The 18,444-nt window shown below is 41.9% G+C and carries 14 protein-coding genes; 9 read left to right on the forward strand and 5 right to left on the reverse strand.

What is annotated here, in order from left to right; translation table 11 throughout:
* The first annotated feature begins 306 nt into the window (after positions 1-306).
* The gene (locus NMG48_RS17455) at positions 307-5,007 is read left to right on the forward strand and encodes a PAS domain-containing protein (RefSeq protein ID WP_271252722.1); all 4,701 of its coding nucleotides are present in this window, start codon (positions 307-309) and stop codon (positions 5,005-5,007) included.
* Between the two features lie 36 nt (positions 5,008-5,043).
* Here NMG48_RS17455 and psb29 read toward each other — a convergent pair whose 3' ends face one another.
* Positions 5,044-5,754 carry a photosystem II biogenesis protein Psp29 gene (psb29, locus tag NMG48_RS17460; protein WP_271252723.1) on the reverse strand — a complete coding sequence of 237 codons (711 nt, stop codon included), beginning with the start codon at positions 5,752-5,754 and terminating at the stop codon, positions 5,044-5,046.
* Between the two features lie 409 nt (positions 5,755-6,163).
* Here psb29 and NMG48_RS17465 point away from each other — a divergent pair, with 409 nt between their 5' ends.
* Complete coding sequence (locus tag NMG48_RS17465) at positions 6,164-7,654, forward strand: class I adenylate-forming enzyme family protein (protein ID WP_271252724.1); 1,491 nt, start codon at positions 6,164-6,166, stop codon at positions 7,652-7,654.
* Positions 7,655-7,792: 138 nt separating this feature from the next.
* On the opposite strand, the gene NMG48_RS17470 is transcribed toward NMG48_RS17465, so the two are convergent.
* Positions 7,793-9,937 carry a transglycosylase SLT domain-containing protein gene (locus NMG48_RS17470; protein WP_271252725.1) on the reverse strand — a complete coding sequence of 715 codons (2,145 nt, stop codon included), beginning with the start codon at positions 9,935-9,937 and terminating at the stop codon, positions 7,793-7,795.
* A 112-nt stretch (positions 9,938-10,049) separates the two neighbouring features.
* Positions 10,050-10,289 (reverse strand): hypothetical protein, encoded by a 240-nt coding sequence (locus NMG48_RS17475; protein WP_126386984.1) that lies wholly within the window; start codon positions 10,287-10,289, stop codon positions 10,050-10,052.
* Between the two features lie 4 nt (positions 10,290-10,293).
* On the opposite strand from NMG48_RS17475, the gene NMG48_RS17480 reads away from it, so the two are divergent.
* The 5 genes from NMG48_RS17480 (at position 10,294) to NMG48_RS17500 (ending at position 15,475) form a co-directional block, all read left to right on the forward strand.
* Entirely contained in the window at positions 10,294-10,623 is a 330-nt protein-coding gene (locus NMG48_RS17480; protein WP_271252726.1) for a hypothetical protein, read from the forward strand.
* A gap of 376 nt (positions 10,624-10,999) precedes the next feature.
* On the forward strand, positions 11,000-11,872 hold the full coding sequence (locus NMG48_RS17485) for an Npun_R2479 family HD domain-containing metalloprotein (protein WP_271252727.1): 873 nt from the start codon (positions 11,000-11,002) through the stop codon (positions 11,870-11,872).
* Between the two features lie 73 nt (positions 11,873-11,945).
* A complete protein-coding gene (locus tag NMG48_RS17490; RefSeq protein WP_271252728.1) occupies positions 11,946-13,400 on the forward strand; it encodes an FAD-dependent oxidoreductase in 1,455 nt (484 codons plus the stop codon).
* Between the two features lie 153 nt (positions 13,401-13,553).
* The gene (gene thrC, locus NMG48_RS17495; RefSeq protein WP_169361697.1) at positions 13,554-14,654 is read left to right on the forward strand and encodes a threonine synthase; all 1,101 of its coding nucleotides are present in this window, start codon (positions 13,554-13,556) and stop codon (positions 14,652-14,654) included.
* A gap of 218 nt (positions 14,655-14,872) precedes the next feature.
* The gene (locus NMG48_RS17500; RefSeq protein WP_271252729.1) at positions 14,873-15,475 is read left to right on the forward strand and encodes a Uma2 family endonuclease; all 603 of its coding nucleotides are present in this window, start codon (positions 14,873-14,875) and stop codon (positions 15,473-15,475) included.
* Between the two features lie 3 nt (positions 15,476-15,478).
* Here the strand turns inward: NMG48_RS17500 and NMG48_RS17505 are convergent, their stop codons facing one another.
* Entirely contained in the window at positions 15,479-15,601 is a 123-nt protein-coding gene (locus NMG48_RS17505; RefSeq protein ID WP_271252730.1) for a hypothetical protein, read from the reverse strand.
* A gap of 16 nt (positions 15,602-15,617) precedes the next feature.
* Positions 15,618-16,916 carry a histidinol dehydrogenase gene (hisD, locus tag NMG48_RS17510; protein WP_271252731.1) on the reverse strand — a complete coding sequence of 433 codons (1,299 nt, stop codon included), beginning with the start codon at positions 16,914-16,916 and terminating at the stop codon, positions 15,618-15,620.
* 196 nt (positions 16,917-17,112) lie between these two features.
* Between hisD and NMG48_RS17515 the strand changes: the two genes are divergently transcribed.
* Both NMG48_RS17515 and cobD read left to right on the forward strand, forming a co-directional pair.
* Positions 17,113-17,334 carry a hypothetical protein gene (locus NMG48_RS17515; RefSeq protein WP_271252732.1) on the forward strand — a complete coding sequence of 74 codons (222 nt, stop codon included), beginning with the start codon at positions 17,113-17,115 and terminating at the stop codon, positions 17,332-17,334.
* Positions 17,327-18,415 carry a threonine-phosphate decarboxylase CobD gene (cobD, locus tag NMG48_RS17520; protein WP_271252733.1) on the forward strand — a complete coding sequence of 363 codons (1,089 nt, stop codon included), beginning with the start codon at positions 17,327-17,329 and terminating at the stop codon, positions 18,413-18,415. Before NMG48_RS17515 ends, cobD begins: the two co-directional genes overlap by 8 nt.
* Positions 18,416-18,444: the final 29 nt, after the last annotated feature.

Here is an 18,444-nt window from a genome sequence, read left to right on the forward strand (position 1 = left end):
TACTCATTGAGAAAATGCGCTATTTTTAGAAATTGAATTCTATACGAAGTATGAATTCAATTTATAGGCTGCAATTTATTGATGACATGAGCGATCGCTAGCGATTACTATGGTTATAGTTCTTGATTATTAACTTATGCAAAGTTATGCCAACAGTAAATTGTTTACCTTCCTTGTCTCTCATAAAATTAGTCAATAGTCTGTGAATTGTTGAACAAGACGGCTACTCATTGGTTTACTAATTTACTAGGGGGATTCGCCTTTTTATCAGCTAACTAGAATGTATAGAAGGCGAAGCTGTTTTATATGAATCTTTCTTCATTATTTCCACTAATTTCCAGATTAACCAACAGTATGTTTAAAGGTGAATTGACCTTTAAAAACTTCTTAGTCTTCTTATTGTTTGCCACCTTGGGGTATTTGGGCAACTATCTAAGGCTGCCCCTATTCTTTGGAGTCGATCTTCTATTTGGTAGCATTTTCGTTTTAATTGCAACTTATCTCTATGGGATAAGAATGGGGGCTATAGTTTCTGCGATCGCCAGCGTTCACACATATTTTCTGTGGGGACAGCCCTATGCCGCAATTTTGCTATTTTTGGAAACCCTTTGGGTAGGTCTCGGACTCAATCATCAAAACAAAAACAAGCGTCCTTACAACATGGTTTTGCTGGTATTGTCCTATTGGCTATGTTTAGGCGCTCCGCTATGTTTTCTCTCCTATTACTTTTTTCTTAAGTTTGGGCTCAGCTCCGTTATCTTAGTAGTCCTGAAGCAAGTAATTAACGGTGCATTTAATGCGCTCATTGCCAATTTGTGTCTTTACTATTTACCCATACGTCAGTGGTTTCAGTATCATCCAAGAGATCAGAAGCATCCCCGCATTCAGCAAATATTGTTTCATTTGCTTTTAGCATTTGTATTTTTCCCTCTTCTCATAACAGCAACTTTGAATGGCTACCAAGCCCTGCACTATATTGATAATGAAATTTATACCCAACTGCAAGTTAGTACTACCTCTCTAGCATCGGACTTAAAGGTTTGGCATCAAAGTAATTTGCGAACCTTAGAAGAGCTAGCTACATTAGCAGGAGAGGAAAAAAATTGGGAACAGTTACAATCTTCTACTCTTGCCTTAGGCAAAGTCACTCCATCTTTACTGAGTATTTATATCACGGATGCCCAAAGTAACGTTATATCAACGTTTCCTATAATTTCTAATACAGAAAGAGCCAATCTTAGTACATATATAGCTAGTGAAAATCTTTTTCAAGAGGCTCGTTCCACCCTAAGCCCTGTTTTTAGCAAAATTCATAAAAGCGAGAATATCTTAGAGGCTATTCATGCTGATGTAGCTGTCCCAGTCCTAAAAAATAATGTCTTCAATGGTGTCGTTATTGGCGCATTAGACATTAATCAGGCTAATGATATTTTGACAAAAAATGCACTAGTCAGGCATATTGACGCATTTCTAATTGATCGCAATAAAGTAATTATTGCTAGTTCTTCGCCGAGTCTTACAGTAGGGAGTATTTTTAATATAGATCAAGGGGGTGAAACCTTTGCTTTTAAAGCCAATCAGGTGCAATGGTTTCCGCAGATGAAAGGTGCGGCGATCATGACTCGATGGCGCAAATCCTACTATATTCAACAAAATGCTATTGATCCGCAAAATCCTTGGACTTTAGTTGTCCGTTTATCGCCTGTTAGCTACATAGATCTCCTCGAAAATCTATATACCTATATTTTGGCAATTGTGCTGACGATTGTTTTATTAGCAACCTCTGTTGCCAATTCTCTCAGTCAGCGTTTAGTCAAACCAATCTCGAAATTGATGCGGCTTACCACCGATCTACAACAAAATCTCTCTGGTGATTCAGATTTTATCTGGAATTCCAACAGTTTTGCGGAAATCGATACGCTAGGTTATAACTTTCAGGTTATGGCGATCGCCTTACGTGACAAGTTCCGCGAAATCCAACAAGTCAATCTCGGTCTCGAAAAAAGAGTTCAAGAACGTAGTGAAGAACTCCTCAAAAGCGAGCTTAGACTCAAACAAATTACTGATGTCATCCCCAGTGCGGTGTATCAGTTTCACCGTGATATCAATGGCAATTACTCTGCTCCATTTATGAGCAGAGGGGTTTACGATATATATGAAATTACGGCAGAAGAAGCATATCAAGATATTTATAAAGTCCTTAATCTTACTCTTCCTGAAGACCAAGCAGAATTTGTCAAATCAGTTAACGATTCAGCAGAAACCTTGACATTCTGGACACAGAAATATCGTATTAAAACCCCAAGTGGTAAAGTTAAGTGGATATTTGGTCAGGCACAACCATTATTGCAAGAGGATGGCAGTATTATCTGGCATGGGATTATTACTGATATTAATGATGTCAAACAGATAGAATTAGCTTTAAAAAATAGTGAAGAAAGATGGCAATTAGCGATTCAAGCTGCTGATGACGGAATTTGGGATTGGGATCTAGAAACAGGGGTAATATTCCGCTCAGCACGTTGGCGCACAATCTTAGGGCTAGATGCAAATGCTGACAATGAGCAAATAATAGATTGGATAGATCTAATTCATCCTGATGATCGTGATATGGTCTTAAAAGCCCATACCAGTTATCTCAACCGTGAAGTTCCGCGCTATATCATGGAACATCGCATGAGACATCAAGACGGAAGTTATCGATGGATCTTAACGAAGGCTGTAGCTCTGTGGGATGAGAATGGAAAACCCCTACGTTTAGTTGGCGCAAACAGCGATATTACTGAGCGCAAACTAGCAAGTACTGCTTTAGAAAAGCGAGAAAGCTATCTGGCGATGCTGGTAGATATCCAGCACCATCTCATTGCCGAGAGTGTCAGTATTCAGGAATATACCAATATTTTAGAAATATTAGGTAAGGTTTCTGACTTCTCAAGCATCAAACTCTTTACCTGCGAAGAAGATCCTAGCGATACTTTTAATATTGATCTGAGTGATGCTCTTGGTACTACTTTACATGTTGGTTTATATGCTGCTTGGTATCGTCAGGAATCACGGCATCCCACATTTTCGGAGCAAGCAAAATTTATTCAAACTCTGAATACCTCTCAATGGCTACGCCGACTTTCACAAGGGGAGCTTATTAATGAGTCCTTGTCTACAATCTCCGAATCTGATCGATCAATTTTGACATCTAAAGGAATTTGCTCAATTTTAATGATGCCAGTGATTGTGAATAATAACTTTTGGGGATTTCTAAGCTTTCATGATTATCAGAGCGAGCGCCTGCGTGATTATGCTGAGGTTAGCCTATTAACAATTGCGGCATCTTCCCTAGCACTGCATTTAGAGCGCCAACAGGCAAAAATGGAAATGTTGCAGGCCATGGAATCAGCGCAGGCAGCAAACCGAGCTAAGAGTGAGTTTCTGGCTACGATGAGCCATGAAATTCGGACACCGATGAATGCCGTTATTGGAATGGCGAGCTTGCTATTAGATACCGATCTTAGTTCAGAACAACGGGAATTTGCAGAGATTATCAGATCAAGCGGCGATAACTTGCTCACAATCATTAGCGATATTCTGGACTTCTCTAAGATTGAATCAGGTCGATTTAGTTTAGATATTCATCCTTTTAATTTGCGGCATTGTATCGAAGAATCCCTTGAATTATTATCAACTTACGCCTTATCGAAGGAACTAGAATTAGTCTATTGTATGTCTGATGGAGTGCCAGAATGGATTTTAGGAGATATCACGCGCCTACGCCAAATCTTAGTTAATCTGCTAAGTAATGCAATTAAATTTACCCATCAAGGATCTGTCAGTGTCAGAGTATCAATACAGCAAGTTGATGGTTCTAGCAATAGTTCTAATTTAGAAACATCGTACCAGTTGCTATTTACTATTCAAGATACTGGTATTGGTATTCCCCGCGATCGCTATGATCGTCTATTCAAACCTTTTAGCCAAGTGGACTCTTCTACCACACGTCAATATGGGGGCACAGGACTAGGACTAGCTATTTCCAAACATTTGACAAATATTATGGGTGGTGAGATATCCTGCGAGAGTGAAGTTGGGGTCGGGTCTACGTTCTCCTTTACGATCTCTACATCTACCGCACAGCCTGAGTCACCAAATTCTCCGTGGGAGCCAAGTTTGGCAGGACAGCGCTTATTAATTCTTGAGGACAATGAGATTAGCAGAGAGGAGTTAATTAGATTTGCGCAAGTATTGCAAATGGAAGTAATTACAGCAAGCTCTACTCAGCAAATAATCGGTTGGTTGCAGGAGGGTCAGCAGTTTGATTTAGCAATTTTTGATGCTTGTCTTTCAGGGGCAGAAGCATCTGGTAAAATTCACGATCTGGGCGATCAAAGTGATCAATCCGACATTATCAAATTCATCCGTACGCAATCAAACTTGCTACCGATAATTTTATTGACCAATCATCACAATGGTAGTGCTTGGAGAGATAGTGACACAATAGTTTCTCTCAACAAACCAATCAAGCGATCGCTACTATATAGTTCTCTACTAAAACTCAATAGTAGACGCGCCCAATTAGAAGTAATAGCAAAACCCAAAGATAGTACCATCTTTGATGCAAATTTTGCTAATAAATTTCCTTTGAAGATTTTGCTAGCTGAAGATAATATCGTCAATCAAAAGGTGGCAACTCATTTTCTCAATCGCTTAGGCTATCGAGTTGATGTTGTTGCTAGCGGTATTGAAGTATTAGAGTCTATATATCGTCAACCCTATGATGTGATTCTCATGGATGTCCATATGCCAGAGATGGATGGGCTAACTGCAACTAGACGCATTATTGCTGAGTCATCTACTCAAACACCTTGGATCATTGCACTTACAGCCAATGTGGGAATGGGCGATCGCGATATATGCCTAGAGGCAGGGATGCAGGATTACATAAGTAAACCCATCCAAGTACCAGATTTAATTCAAGCTTTGGAGAGAGCATTCCAAAGTAAGAACAGTTCCTAAATTTAACCAAAGGCAGCGCTTTGCGCCACCCTTGATTTACTGACTATCCGCAGAAGCATCATTTGAGGTTTCAGTATTAGAGGCAGTTTCTTTTTGGGAGCGTTTTTTGCGCTCAGCTTCTACCATATCGGCAATCATTTGACGTGCTTGTTCAATTTTATCGAGGTTAGAGCGATATAAATCGATATCCTTGAGTAAGCGATCGCTACCAAATTTCAAGATGTCACCGACTAACTTGAGGGTTTCTTCACGTTTTGTATTATCGGCGATTGTTTCAGGATCAACGATTTCGAGCAAAGCATATAGTCCAACACCGAGCAAGCGACTATATTTAAAATTTTCTTTGTTAGCGATCGTATGGAGTTGACCCGATAGAGGCTCAAGATGGATTCCAGATTCGAGGTTAGTCAACAGAGTTTTAACTTCATTGGGTGATCTCGTAGCAAGATCGCTGAGGGTCGTTGCGTCTTGACGCACACGATCAGAATCAAACTGAAGCGCTGAACATAATGCATGAAATACGGCAAAGCGATCGGTCTCAGGTTTATAACCAACGGTAAAACGATCAAAAGTGGTTACTAAACCTAAGGCAAAAATTGAGTCATAAACAAATGTTTGATTGACTTTCAGCAAATGTACTTCCACCAAAAGCTCGTCTATAACCCGTCGATAGACTGAATTGACTGGCTTTGGGAAAGCTAAATAAAAATCTTTTTTGGTATCAGAAACAGTACGAACGGTATTCACAGTCAACAAAACCTGACGACAAGATAGTGCAAATTATCATCGCACAGATAGCCATAGCATCAGTCTATCGCTGTAGATAAATTTTGATCTATAGCATCAAAACCTAAATAAGTGAAAGCACGAAGTGCCGCCTTCATTTATTTGGGTTTTATGTTCTAAGCAAAACTTACATTGCTATAGGTTTGATTTAAGCAGCGCTTTGTGCCACCGAAATCAATGTTTGTGTTTGGGCGGGAAAACGCTATATTGTGCATATTTATAGCTGCCGCCAGTTATGTTAGGACAAACTCAAAACCCAAAAGAGAGTTGTGGTGCTTTGCACCACAACTCTCTTTTGGGTTTTACATCCTGAGACACTTAGCGGCAGCTATATAACTTGTCAAGCCGTTACTTTTAGGTAAATCCAGTCATGAACTTAGCTCGGCTAATTTCTGAAATCGCTGCTAAATATACTGATAAACCTGCAATCATCTTTGAAGGCACAACTTGGACTTACCAAGATTTCGATCGCCAAGTACAGCATTACGCCTTGATGCTCACACACCTCGGTATCAAAAAAGGCGATCGCGTAGCGGTGCAACTACCAAAATGTATCGAGGTTTTATTTTGGCACTTTGCCATTCTCTCTATCGGCGCGATCGCCTTACCCCTCAATCCCGACTATCGCCCCGAAGAAATAGTTTATTTTTTGACAGATTCGAGCAGTTCCCTATTTATAACGACTCGCCATCTCTACAGCAAAGTCCAATCCGCAGTTCAACATTTATCGGATTTACAAATTCTATTTAATGGGGAGACAACAGCACCACAAGCAGCAGAATTTACACCTGAATATGCCACTTGTGGCGATGATATCGCGATGATTTGTTACACCTCTGGCACGACAGGACGTTCTAAGGGTGCAGCAATTTCTCATCGCAATCTGATTGCCAATACACAAGCCCTACAACAAGCATGGGCATGGAGCGATCGCGATGTCTTGCTCCATGTTCTGCCATTATTTCATGTACATGGTTTAAATGTGGCGACTCTAGGTTGTCTTCATGCAGGGGCAACGATGATCATGTTTGAGAAATTCGAGCCGCGCCGCGTATGGGAAACCTTAGCCGCAGAGCATTGCACTATATTCATGGGTGTTCCCACTATCTATCAACGACTAATTAATGAATGGGAAAAATTAGAACCAAAGCCAGATTTAGCGCAAATGCGCGTATTTATCTCTGGTTCTGCACCCCTGAGCGATCAACAATTCTATCAATTTGAAAAGCTCACTGGATTTCGCATTCTCGAACGCTATGGCATGACCGAAACAGGTATGAATGCCTCTAACCTAATTACACCAGAACATCGTAAAGCTAAGAGTGTTGGCTTCCCATTATCAGGGGTGAAAATTCGCATCGTTAATGCCAATGGTCATGATGTGGATGTATCTCAAGTTGGCGAAGTTTGGATTCGTGGCGCAAATGTATTTCAAGGATATTGGCAAATGCCCGAAAAGACTGCCGAAGCCTTTGTGGATGGATGGTTTCGCACAGGTGATCTTGGTTTTCAAGATGCTAATGATAATAATCGGCTCTATTTAGTCGGTCGCGCCAAAGAGTTGATTATTACGGGTGGATTTAATGTTTATCCCAAAGAAGTCGAGAATGTTTTGGAAAGTCACGATTCGGTTAAGGAATCAGCCGTAATTGGACTCCCTGATCAAGATTTTGGCGAAAAAGTTGTAGCAGCGATCGCTCTCAAAGATGGGATAAATACCACCCCTGAAGTATTAATCGAACATTGCAAAGGTCGTCTTGCCTCTTACAAATGCCCAAAGCAAATCTTTTTTGTCACCGAACTTCCCCGTAATGCTATGGGCAAAATCCAGAAAAATATCTTAGCTCAACAGGTTCAATAAAAGGAGCCGCGCTAAGCGTGGCTCCTTTTATTGAACCTGTTGAGGCTTTGAGTATTACAGAAATATTTTTGAAAGCGGTGCGAAGCGCCGCTTTCAAAAATATTTCTGGTTTTTAATTAAGCGCAAAGCGCTGTAATGTTATTTAGCCGAAGCATTGAGGTTACTAGACTGTTGTAAACTCGCAACTTGTTGCTGTACCGAGGGAGAATACAAGCGTAAATAGTTCCAATAATTACCTAAAACCTTCGATACATAATCTCTAGTTTCTTCATAGGGAATACTATTTACAAATTCGTCTGGATCACCAACTCCACGCGCTTCTACCCATCTACCCACAGCTCCAGGTCCCGCATTATAACTAGCAACAGCTAGCATCGAGTTATCACCGTAGCGACTATGTGTATAGTCCAGATACCAAGTTCCAAACCTGATGTTATCGGAAGGATTATCGAGATTGTAGTTACTTACACCCTTCTTGCTAGCAATCCATGACCCTGTATCAGGCATAATCTGCATCAAGCCGATCGCTCCAGAACGGGAACGAATTTGCGCCTCAAATCTTGACTCTTGACGCATCAGACCAATAACTAATGCAGGAGAAAGCTTCCGCTCTCTCGCCCAGTTAGCGATGATATCCCAGTAATGGAATGGATAGAGGGACTGCATATAGGCAGGATGCTGTTTGATTTTGGCGATTTCCGCTTTTTGAGCAGCAGAAACATCGATTAAATCCAAGCTTTCGATGGTTTTAATACCAATGAGATTATCTTGAACAGCAACACGCAATACACCATCGGTGAAAATTTCACTAGGTTCCAAATTGCGCTTTGCAGCTAGTTCTGTTTGCCAATGCGATCGCGCATCCCGATCTAATCCAAGCACATATAACTCTTGAAGCTTTGCAGAACCAGCAGGTAATGGAACTCTAGCACTAGGAATAGCGATCTCTGGTGCAGTATAACGGGCAGTAGTAAACGTTCCTACTTGCCAACCCAGCGAACCTGCCGCTCTCCATGCATAGTAGGATTCTGGATGTTGACGAATTGCAAATTCAAAAAATTTCTTGGCTCTAGATTTGTCACCAATTTGATTAGCCCATTTACCAGCCCAGAAACTTGCTTCCGCTGATGCGTTACCATCAGGACTATTGGCAATCAGTGCGTCAACGGTGGCGATCGCATTATTTAATTGTCCGCCTCGCGCCTGACCTTGGGCAATGCGCCAGCGCAGTTGACTAGCGGCATCACTATTACCATAGCGCTCTAGCAACAGTTTGCGGGTATCACTTGCAGATTTAGGACTATCAAGTTTATCCTGCAAGACGGCTGCCTTGATTAGCAGAGCTTCGCCTGCGGTGTCAGGATAGTTGGCAACAATGCGATCGGTCGCCGCGATCGCCGCATTAGGACTATCAATTTGGGTAATCCGAATTAGTGCTCGTGGGGCTTGAGGACTGTTGGGAAATTGCTGAACTACACGATTGTAAGCAACGATCGCCGCATCAATTTGTTTACCACGATGTAGGCTACGGGCATATTGATAGGCGGTGAGTGGGTTGACGGTAGCACGGGTATAGGCATTAGCCGCCTTACCAAATTCAAAATTTTTGTAATAGGCATCAGCGATCGCCCACCATTGATCACTAGTAAGTGCAGGTGAGCTAGCCACTAGACGATCTAATATCGGTAAAATATCCTTAGCATCACTAAAATAGGTGGCTAAATGTGTCATTAGATCAACTCGGTTCGGAGCTTGAGCTAAAAGACGGAGAGCAACTTCTCGAGATCGGGGATGAGCAGGAAATTTATCTAAAAGCTGTTGTTTTTGTCCTAAGGCAAACATCGCTTCGGCGGCAGCAGGACTAGTTGGGAAGTTAGTCAAAAGGCTTTGCCAAGTTTTGGTTGCTGATTGCAGATCTCTCAATTGCGTTTGCGCCTGTGCGCGTTTCAGCAAAACATAATCAGCTAAGACGGGATATTCTGATTCTAGTTTGTCAAGGGCAGCGATCGCTTCACGGAATTTACGATTGTTCAGATGGATATCTGCAATCACCAACCTTGCACGCACACGATCAATATTTGCTGAAGTCTGTTGAGCTTGGGTTTCTAATTTGGCAAGTCTTTGCTCGACTGGCGAGTAGGTAAGAGGATCAAAGGACTTGTTGTCTCGGTTATTCGCTAAGCTTGCATTGAGAGCAAGATCGGACTCAGAGGAAGCTGTAATTAGTGGAGCGCTAGCTCCTACTAATGTGGCACTGAGCATTAGTACAATTGACCAACGCATTAAATTTTTCATCCCGATACGTTCTTAATGTCGAGCATATTAACATTTTTTAATTATTATGACCTAACAAAAAGGGGGGCGCTAAGCCCCCCCTTTTGTTGTGTAGAGATAATTAAGACTTAATTTTGTCTTTATGTTGAGGGCAGGCGATCGCCACACTAGAACCAACGACAAAGCCAGTATATTCCTTCAACTTGGTAAGTTTATCAGCAGGGAGAGAGCTACCTTGCTTATCAAATTCCTTTTCTAGAGCATCAATCAAAGTCGCAAAAGGAACACCCTGATCTAAAGCTTTGCAAGTCTCTGTTTCCACTAGACCCACATACTTGATCCCCCCAGTAGCTTCATACATTTCTTTGTATTCAGCATTTTCTTTAATAAAGGCATCGACATCTTTTGTCTTGGTAGAAGAAGGCGCATCTGATTTAGAAGTGTCTGATTTAGGTGCATCAGAGGTTTTAGGCGATTCAGAAGCTTTAGGTGACTCAGAAGCTTTAGGTGACTCGGAAGCCTTTGGTGACTCAGATGCCTTTGGTGAAGCAGATGCTGTAGCAGAAGGACTAGCTGAAGCTGAAGCTGACGGAGAAGAACTGGTAGTTGCACTAGGCTGCTGGCATGATGCGACTGCCAATGCAACGGAGACAGGCAGTAACAAGTGCTTAGCGAAGTGTTTAATCATACTTTAATATTTAGATTTTAGAAGTGATTTCATACCAAATGATACTACTCTAACCATAGTGTCCATATAGTACTTTTTGCTGCAACAAAATAAATAAAAAACAAATATATAGCAATCCCAAATCATTTTTAGATTTTTGGATTTTTGGAAGCGCACCCCTGCGGGATGCGCTTCCAAAAACTATTTAGGATTGCTATATAAGGGAGCCAGATTATTTGTAGATTTTTGGGGTTTATAGAAAACTTCTCTGAAGGAGAGCTTTTTTATAAATTATTTGTGATTGCTATATGATTTCTAAAAAATTATAGGGGATCGCACCAAAATTAAAAGTTAGGCTTATGATTTAGGGTGAATTTTGGCTTTACATGGGCATACAAAGATTTATGTTTAATGCAACTGAGCTTCTGATTAGTAATTTTGTAGAACAACTAAAGCAAGGATATCGCCGTACCTATGGTGGCTACCTGCATGATTACGAAGATATCATCGGTTGGGCTGGCAACATGGCTCTTGAAAATATCGCTAATAGTGATGCGCTTTATCACAATGTTGAACACACAATCTTAGTAACGCTAGTTGGTCAAGAGATTTTACGAGGCAAACATATTCGTGAAGGTCGAGTTTCACCTGAAGATTGGCTACATTTTATTATTTCCCTCGTTTGCCATGACATCGGCTATGTCAAAGGGGTTTGTCTCCAAGATGGGAATGGCAAGTTTGCTACTGGCATCGGTGATAGCATGGTGGAACTACCCTCAGGGGCATCTGATGCGGGTTTAACGCCCTATCATGTCGATCGCGCTAAATTATTTGTGAATCAACGCTTTGCCAACCATTCCCTAATCAAGGCTGAGAAAATCTGCCGCAATATTGAACTAACGCGGTTTCCTGTGCCGAAAACTGGCGATCATCAAGATACGACTAACTTCGCAGGGCTAGTGCGATCGGCAGATTTAATCGGACAGCTCAGTGATCCTCGCTACCTGAAAAAAATTGGGGCATTATTTTATGAGTTTGAAGAAACTGGTGTCAATGAAGCATTAGGTTATGCTCACCCCGGAGATTTACGCCGCAACTATCCCAAATTCTATTGGACAAGCGTATATCCCTATGTCAAGGATGCACTGTACTATTTGTCGCTCACTCAGCAAGGACAGGAAATTGTTGCTCATCTTTATTCCAATGTGTTTGTAGTTGAGCATGAAAAACCAGAATATCAGCAGACACTTACTACTATGCCAATTACAAATCCATAAAACATCTAGAGCATTTCCATACTAAAAAAAGCAACCTAAATTGAAAGTTGTGACGACTGTCAAGAATATCTCCATGAGTCAAGAACAAGAATATGATGTTGTGATTGTTGGTGCTGGTCCAGTGGGATTAGCAACAGCGATCGCTTTATATAAACGTGGTACTGATAATATTTTAGTCATTGATCAAACCCGCAAATTTCGTCGTGTTGGTCAAGTAATTGACCTCTTGCCAAATGGTTTAAAGTCAATTAAATATATCAGTCCTGATGCTTATCAACAAGTTAAAGAAACTGCTTTTCAATCTCTAAATTCTCCGCTCAGAAACAATGCTCCTAGTAATAGCAATGAGAGCGAAGTTAAAGAAATAAAATCACCTCCAAAAAGACAATGGCATCATAAAAACCTTCAAGGAGAAATAACAAGATCAGTTGATTTGGATTTCGATAGTTGGTTTAATCGCTACGGAGAAGGAAGAATTTCTATATCTTGGTACGATTTACAAACGACATTGAGAAATGTATTGCCAGTAGAAATTATCCAAGCAAATCATCGTTGCATTAATATTGAGCAAAATTCAGCAGGAGTATATTTAGACTGTATCTCAGATGCCACAATTACTAATAATCCTTTTGCCCATTGGGAAATGGATACAGCTAATTCTAATGATTTGGATGTTTCAGACAAGAGGCAAGAGGATTGCCATAAAAGGTTTCGTGCCAAGTTAGTTATTGCGGCTGATGGCATTAACTCAACAGTTCGGCAGATTATTTATGCAGAAACAGACTTACAAGAATTTGCAAAACCTAAATATTCTGGCTTTGTTGCGATTGGCTGTTCGCAAATTGAAGCAGTCCCCAATGCAATTAGAGAAGAATTAGAGTCTAAATATTTTCAAGGCGATCGCGTTATTACTTTGTCCAATGACGCTATTACTTCTACTGATTTTGACTTTCACGGTTTAGATCAATTACGGATTATTTTATTTTGCAAGCCAGACCAGAGCATCGGTTACTTGCTTCATACACCCTTGGGATTAGAAGCATTTCAAAATAAGCAACCATCTGAAATTATTAATCTAGGCATTGAATGCTTGAAAAATGCTGGATTTCCTCCTGTTTTTGCGGATTTACTCAATTTATCAAATCCAGAAAAATTAATTCATCGTCCCTACTATATTCATCCAGCAAATACGCCATCTGCTCGTCAACCATTCTGGAGTTGTGGTCGTGTGGTTTTAGTCGGAGATGCAGCCCATGGAATGCCCCCATTTATGGCTCAGGGTGCTAATCAGGGTCTAGAAGACGCAGCGCTGATTTCGAGTTTAATTACTCAGCTGATTCAAGATCACTGTTTAGACGACGAACAAGCGATCGCTAAAGCATTTCATAAATATGAGGAAGTGCGTGTTCCTTTTATGATGAAAATCCAAGAAGCCACGATGAAAAATAATCACTGGTCACAGCAACAATGGGATCAATACAGTGAGATGGTCTATAGTCGTAGCTATAGCAGTAACTATTTGCAGTAAGATATAAGCTTATACTTGTTTGCTGCTATCAACTTTTAAAAGGGCAATCGACCTTTTAAAAAGACAAAAACCTAGACTCAGACTAGGTTTTACAGTTTGTATAGGGCTAAACTAGATTCGGTAATTTATAAATTTTTTTAGCCAGAAGAAAGCGTGATTGATACTCGTCTCGATCTTTACCCTGCCTCTACAGTTCCTAATGGTTGGCCCGGACTGATATGTCGCTATGCGGATTATTTGCCAGTTACAGACCAAACGCCGATCGTAACTTTGCATGAAGGCAATACCCCCCTCATTCCTGCGATCGCTCTTAGTGAAAGACTGGGACGCAATATCAAAGTCCTGCTCAAATACGACGGACTCAACCCCACTGGCAGTTTTAAAGATCGCGGTATGACCATGGCGATCTCCAAAGCGAAAGAGGCTGGTTCACAGGCGGTAATTTGCGCGAGTACAGGTAACACCTCAGCAGCAGCAGCAGCCTATGCAAAACGTGGTGGACTCAAAGCTTTTGTATTGATTCCTGATGGCAAAATTGCGCTCGGTAAGTTAAGCCAAGCTTTAATCTATGGAGCAGAGGTAATTGCGATCGATGGCAACTTTGACCAAGCTCTGGAAATTGTGCGGGAAATGTCCGAGAAATTCCCGATCACCTTGGTTAATTCCGTCAATCCTTACCGTTTAGAAGGTCAAAAGACTGCCGCCTTTGAACTGGTTGAAGCGATCGGCGATGCTCCTGACTGGCTATGTATTCCTATGGGTAATGCAGGTAATATCACTGCTTATTGGATGGGCTTTAATCAATATTATGCGTCAGGCAAATCTAAAAAATTACCGCGTATGATGGGCTTCCAAGCCGCAGGATCTGCACCTTTGGTGACGGGCCAAATCTTCGAGAAGCCTGAAACGATCGCTACAGCGATCAGAATTGGTAATCCTGCTAACTGGCAGAAAGCCCTTAAAGTCCGAGAAGAAAGTGGTGGTGAATTTAATAGCGTCACCGATGTTGAAATTTTGGCGGCTTACAAGTTCTTAGCAGGCGAAGAAGGCGTTTTCTGTGAACCCGCTAGTGCAGCATCGGTAGCAGGTTTACTGAAAGTCAGCGATCAAATCCCTTCAGGTGCAACTATTGTCTGTGTCTTAACAGGTAATGGTATTAAAGATCCTGACACCGCGATCGCGGCGGCTGATGCCAAATTACATAAAGGCATTGCCCCAGATATTACTAGCGTTGCCAAGGTCATGGGCTTTTAGAGGGCGTTAATATACTTGACGCACCCCCTCATCCCCCAGCCCCTTCTCCCGCAGGAGAAGGGGAGTAAGATATTTTTCTTGTTCCCCTCTCCTGCGGGAGAGGGGCTAGGGGTGAGGGCAAAGAGTTCTTTGGTGCGTCAAGTATATTAACGCCAAAAATAGGCGATCGCACTATGAACTTAATTTCATCATTCGTGAGATAACTAATCAAGCAAACTATGGCTCTTGGCAATGAAACTATTCCTCGGATCACTCTGGAGTCAAGCATCCTTAAACGTTGGACAGCTAACGATTATCGCCGCATGAGTGAATTAGGAATTTTGGATTGCAATGAGCGCACTGAACTGATTGACGGACAAATTACTTTAATGGCAGCCAAAGGAACGCCCCACGTTACTTCGCTACATTTGCTTGCCAATTTTTTCCGCGATCGCCTTGGCAATTTTGCCTTAGTTCGTACCCAAGATCCCATTCATTTAGATGATTTCTCGGAACCCGAACCAGATTTAGTGATCGCCCAAGGAACAGTTTTTGACTATACCGATCAACATCCATATCCTGAGCAAATCTATCTCGTAGTAGAAGTTGCTGACTCCACATTAAAGCAGGATTGTGAAACCAAAGATAAACTCTATGCTAAAGCAGGTATTGCTGACTATTGGGTATTAGCTCCTCAAAAACGTCAACTGCATATTTTTCGCAAACCAATAGCAACAGGTTACATCGAACATCTCATCCTTTCCGAGCCTAGCCAAGTTTCGCCTTTAGCATTTCCTGATTGTGCGATCGCCCTAACTTCAATACTGCCTCCCATCTCATGAGTCTCAGCTCGCTAAAGCCCCGATTTTTGATATTTGAGACTGTAAACGTCTCTCAAATTCAAGGCGATCTAAGCGATCGCCATTTTCCAGAATCGTTAATGTTGGCGGAGAATTGGCTATAACCATCGCGATTACAAAACGATTACAAATCCTTTAGACGTAGGCTAACTGAGTCACCGTGAGACGGTAAGCCTTCGGCTTCCGTGAGCAAAGCGATCGCCCCAGATACTTCCTTTAGAGCTTCAGGGCTGTACTGGATCAAACTGGAATGCTTGAGGAAAGTTTCGACCCCAAGGGCTGAAGAATAACGCGCACCACCACAGGTCGGCAAAGTATGATTTGGTCCTGCTAAATAGTCCCCCACAGCTTCAGGAGTAGAATGTCCGATGAAAATTGCCCCCGCATGACGGATTTGATCAATCAATTGCCAAGGTTCTTCGACTTCTAGTTCTAGATGTTCTGGCGCAAACTGGTTAGATAGCTCCGCAGCAGTCTTCAGGCTATCAACAACCACAATTAAGCCATAATGGGCGATCGCCTTTTCGGTCATCATCCGCCGAGGATGATTTTCGAGCATCCGATTTACTTCTTCCGAGACGCGATTAGCGAGGCGCGAATCATTGGTGAGCAGGATTGATGCTGCCATTTGATCATGCTCTGCTTGGGCAAGCATATCGGCGGCAACATAGGTAGGATTTGCGCTGGCATCAGCAATGATTAATACTTCTGAAGGTCCCGCGATCGAGTCAATACCAACACGACCGAATACTTGTTTTTTGGCGAGAGTGACATAGATATTGCCTGGTCCTGTGATCACATCAACCTTGGGAATCGTTTCAGTGCCATAGGCTAAGGCGGCGATCGCCTGTGCGCCACCGACACGATAAATTTCTTCCACCCCAGCTACCTGTGCTGCTACAAGAATTGCAGGATTAATTGTGCGCTCCTGACCGGGAGGCGTAACCATCACAATCTTTTTAACCCCTGCCACCCTTGCAGGTACAGCATTCATCAAAACGGTACTTGGATAAGCTGCTTTCCCCCCTGGAATATAAATACCCGCAGCATCTACTGGTGTATAGCGTTTGCCTAAGACTACATCCTTGTCACCAAAATGCACCCAACTTTTAGGCACACGCATTTTGTGGAATTCTTCGATGCGCTGATGCGCCATCTCGATCGCTTTCAGCAGACCACCTTTGACCTGTTGATAAGCAGCATCAAGTTCCGATCCACTTACGCGCAGTTCTGCGGCTGTAAAGTCTTGACCGTCAAATTCAGAGGTATAGTGCAGCAGGGCTGTATCGCCTTTGCGTCTTACCGTTTGGATGATTTCGGTGACGGTGGCTTCCTTGTGGATCATCTGATCGTCATAAATGCGATCGCAAATCCGCTTGATTTCTGATTCTGCTTCAGTTCTCTGGGTGACAATTCGTAGCATAGATTGTGACGTAAGAAGCGATGATTAATCCTAGCTTAACCTGTATTCCCGTAAGTTGTGTGACCTAAAATCTAAAAAAGAGAGCTAGGATTTTTATTACAGCGCTTTATACTCAAATCCAAACTGAGAGATTTTTTGAAAGTGTTACTAAGCAACACTTTCAAAAATCTCTTGGGGTTCGGTTGAAGGAAAGAAAATGATCAGTTCCCATGATTTAAAAACTTACATTGCAGGGGCAAAGCAACGCCAACGGCAAAAACAAATCTTGCTAGATGATCGCTATGAGCTTTTGCAGACTGTTGCTCAAAAGGGAGCAGAAATACTTAAAACTGATTTTGCTGCTCATAAAGTTTGGTTGTTTGGGTCTGGACTATGTCGTGATTTAATTCATATGGAAACAATGGTGAGTAATGGTTAATGATCTCAAGCAAGCATCGCGTCCAATTCATGGGGGAAATCGTCAATGGGCGGCGAGTATGGCTGGTATATCACCAGAACAAATCTTAGATTTTTCGGCAAGTATTAATCCCCTTGGCACACCTAAATCAGCGATCGCTGCCATCCAATCCCATTTAACCGATCTCAGTCATTATCCTGACCCCGAATATACATTACTCAGACAAGCATTAGGAAAGTTTCATCAACTGTCGCCAGAATGGATTTTGGCTGGTAACGGTGTGGCGGAGCTATTAACTTGGGTGGGGCGTGATCTTTCGCAACTATCTTCAACGATTCTATTTACACCAGCCTTTACCGACTACTATCGCGCTCTGAAAACCTTTGATTGTCAAGTAGAAAGGTATCCATTTCTATTGAGAACTCAAGACGTAAGTTTTGATTCTGAACTGCCAGAAATTACGAATTCCCATACCAAAGGAATCTTGATCAATAATCCCCATAATCCTACGGGTTACTTATTTTCTAGAGATAGTATCTTGCCCTATTTAGAGAGGTTTGCCTTGGTGGTGATTGATGAAGCTTTTATGGATTTCCTCACACCAGACCAGCAGCAAAGTTTAATTGATTTAGTTCCATCACATCCAAACTTAGTGATTTTGCGATCGCTGACTAAGTTTTACAGTTTGCCAGCGCTGAGACTTGGCTATGCGATCGCCCATCCCAAACGTCTGCAACGCTGGCAAGCATGGCGCGATCCTTGGTGTGTAAATAGTCTGGCAGTTGCCGCAGGGATTGCTGTTTTAGAAGATGTGGAATTTCAGCAGCAAACATGGGACTGGTTAAAGCGGGCTAAACCGCAACTATTTACAGGCTTATCACAAATAGCAGGATTAAATCCATTACCAAATGCTGCAAATTATCTATTAGTCCAAACAGAAATATCAGGTTCACTTTTACAAAAGGAGTTATTGCAAAAAGATAAAATTCTCATTCGCGATTGTTTGAGTTTTCCAGAATTAGGCGATCGCTATTTTCGAGTAGCTGTACGTCTCGAACATGAAAATCAAAAATTAATAAATGGTCTATCACAACTCAGTTAACCCATTAAACTGCAATAGTGTATGGGGAT

This window comes from Pseudanabaena sp. Chao 1811 (assembly GCF_027942295.1).
Classification (GTDB): Bacteria; Cyanobacteriota; Cyanobacteriia; order Pseudanabaenales; family Pseudanabaenaceae; genus Pseudanabaena.

Excerpts from the sequence above, each read along its gene's own strand:
- NMG48_RS17465 (WP_271252724.1), top strand. The coding sequence starts at position 6,164 with ATGAACTTAGCTCGGCTAATTTCTGAAATCGCTGCTAAATATACTGAT.
- cobD (WP_271252733.1), top strand. The coding sequence starts at position 17,327 with ATGGTTAATGATCTCAAGCAAGCATCGCGTCCAATTCATGGGGGAAAT.
- NMG48_RS17475 (WP_126386984.1), bottom strand. The coding sequence starts at position 10,289 with ATGTATGAAGCTACTGGGGGGATCAAGTATGTGGGTCTAGTGGAAACA.
- NMG48_RS17485 (WP_271252727.1), top strand. The coding sequence starts at position 11,000 with ATGTTTAATGCAACTGAGCTTCTGATTAGTAATTTTGTAGAACAACTA.
- NMG48_RS17455 (WP_271252722.1), top strand. The coding sequence starts at position 307 with ATGAATCTTTCTTCATTATTTCCACTAATTTCCAGATTAACCAACAGT.
- NMG48_RS17505 (WP_271252730.1), bottom strand. The coding sequence starts at position 15,601 with ATGGTTATAGCCAATTCTCCGCCAACATTAACGATTCTGGAAAATGGC.
- NMG48_RS17470 (WP_271252725.1), bottom strand. The coding sequence starts at position 9,937 with ATGCGTTGGTCAATTGTACTAATGCTCAGTGCCACATTAGTAGGAGCT.
- NMG48_RS17515 (WP_271252732.1), top strand. The coding sequence starts at position 17,113 with ATGATCAGTTCCCATGATTTAAAAACTTACATTGCAGGGGCAAAGCAA.
- NMG48_RS17490 (WP_271252728.1), top strand. The coding sequence starts at position 11,946 with ATGAGTCAAGAACAAGAATATGATGTTGTGATTGTTGGTGCTGGTCCA.
- NMG48_RS17500 (WP_271252729.1), top strand. The coding sequence starts at position 14,873 with ATGGCTCTTGGCAATGAAACTATTCCTCGGATCACTCTGGAGTCAAGC.
- hisD (WP_271252731.1), bottom strand. The coding sequence starts at position 16,916 with ATGCTACGAATTGTCACCCAGAGAACTGAAGCAGAATCAGAAATCAAG.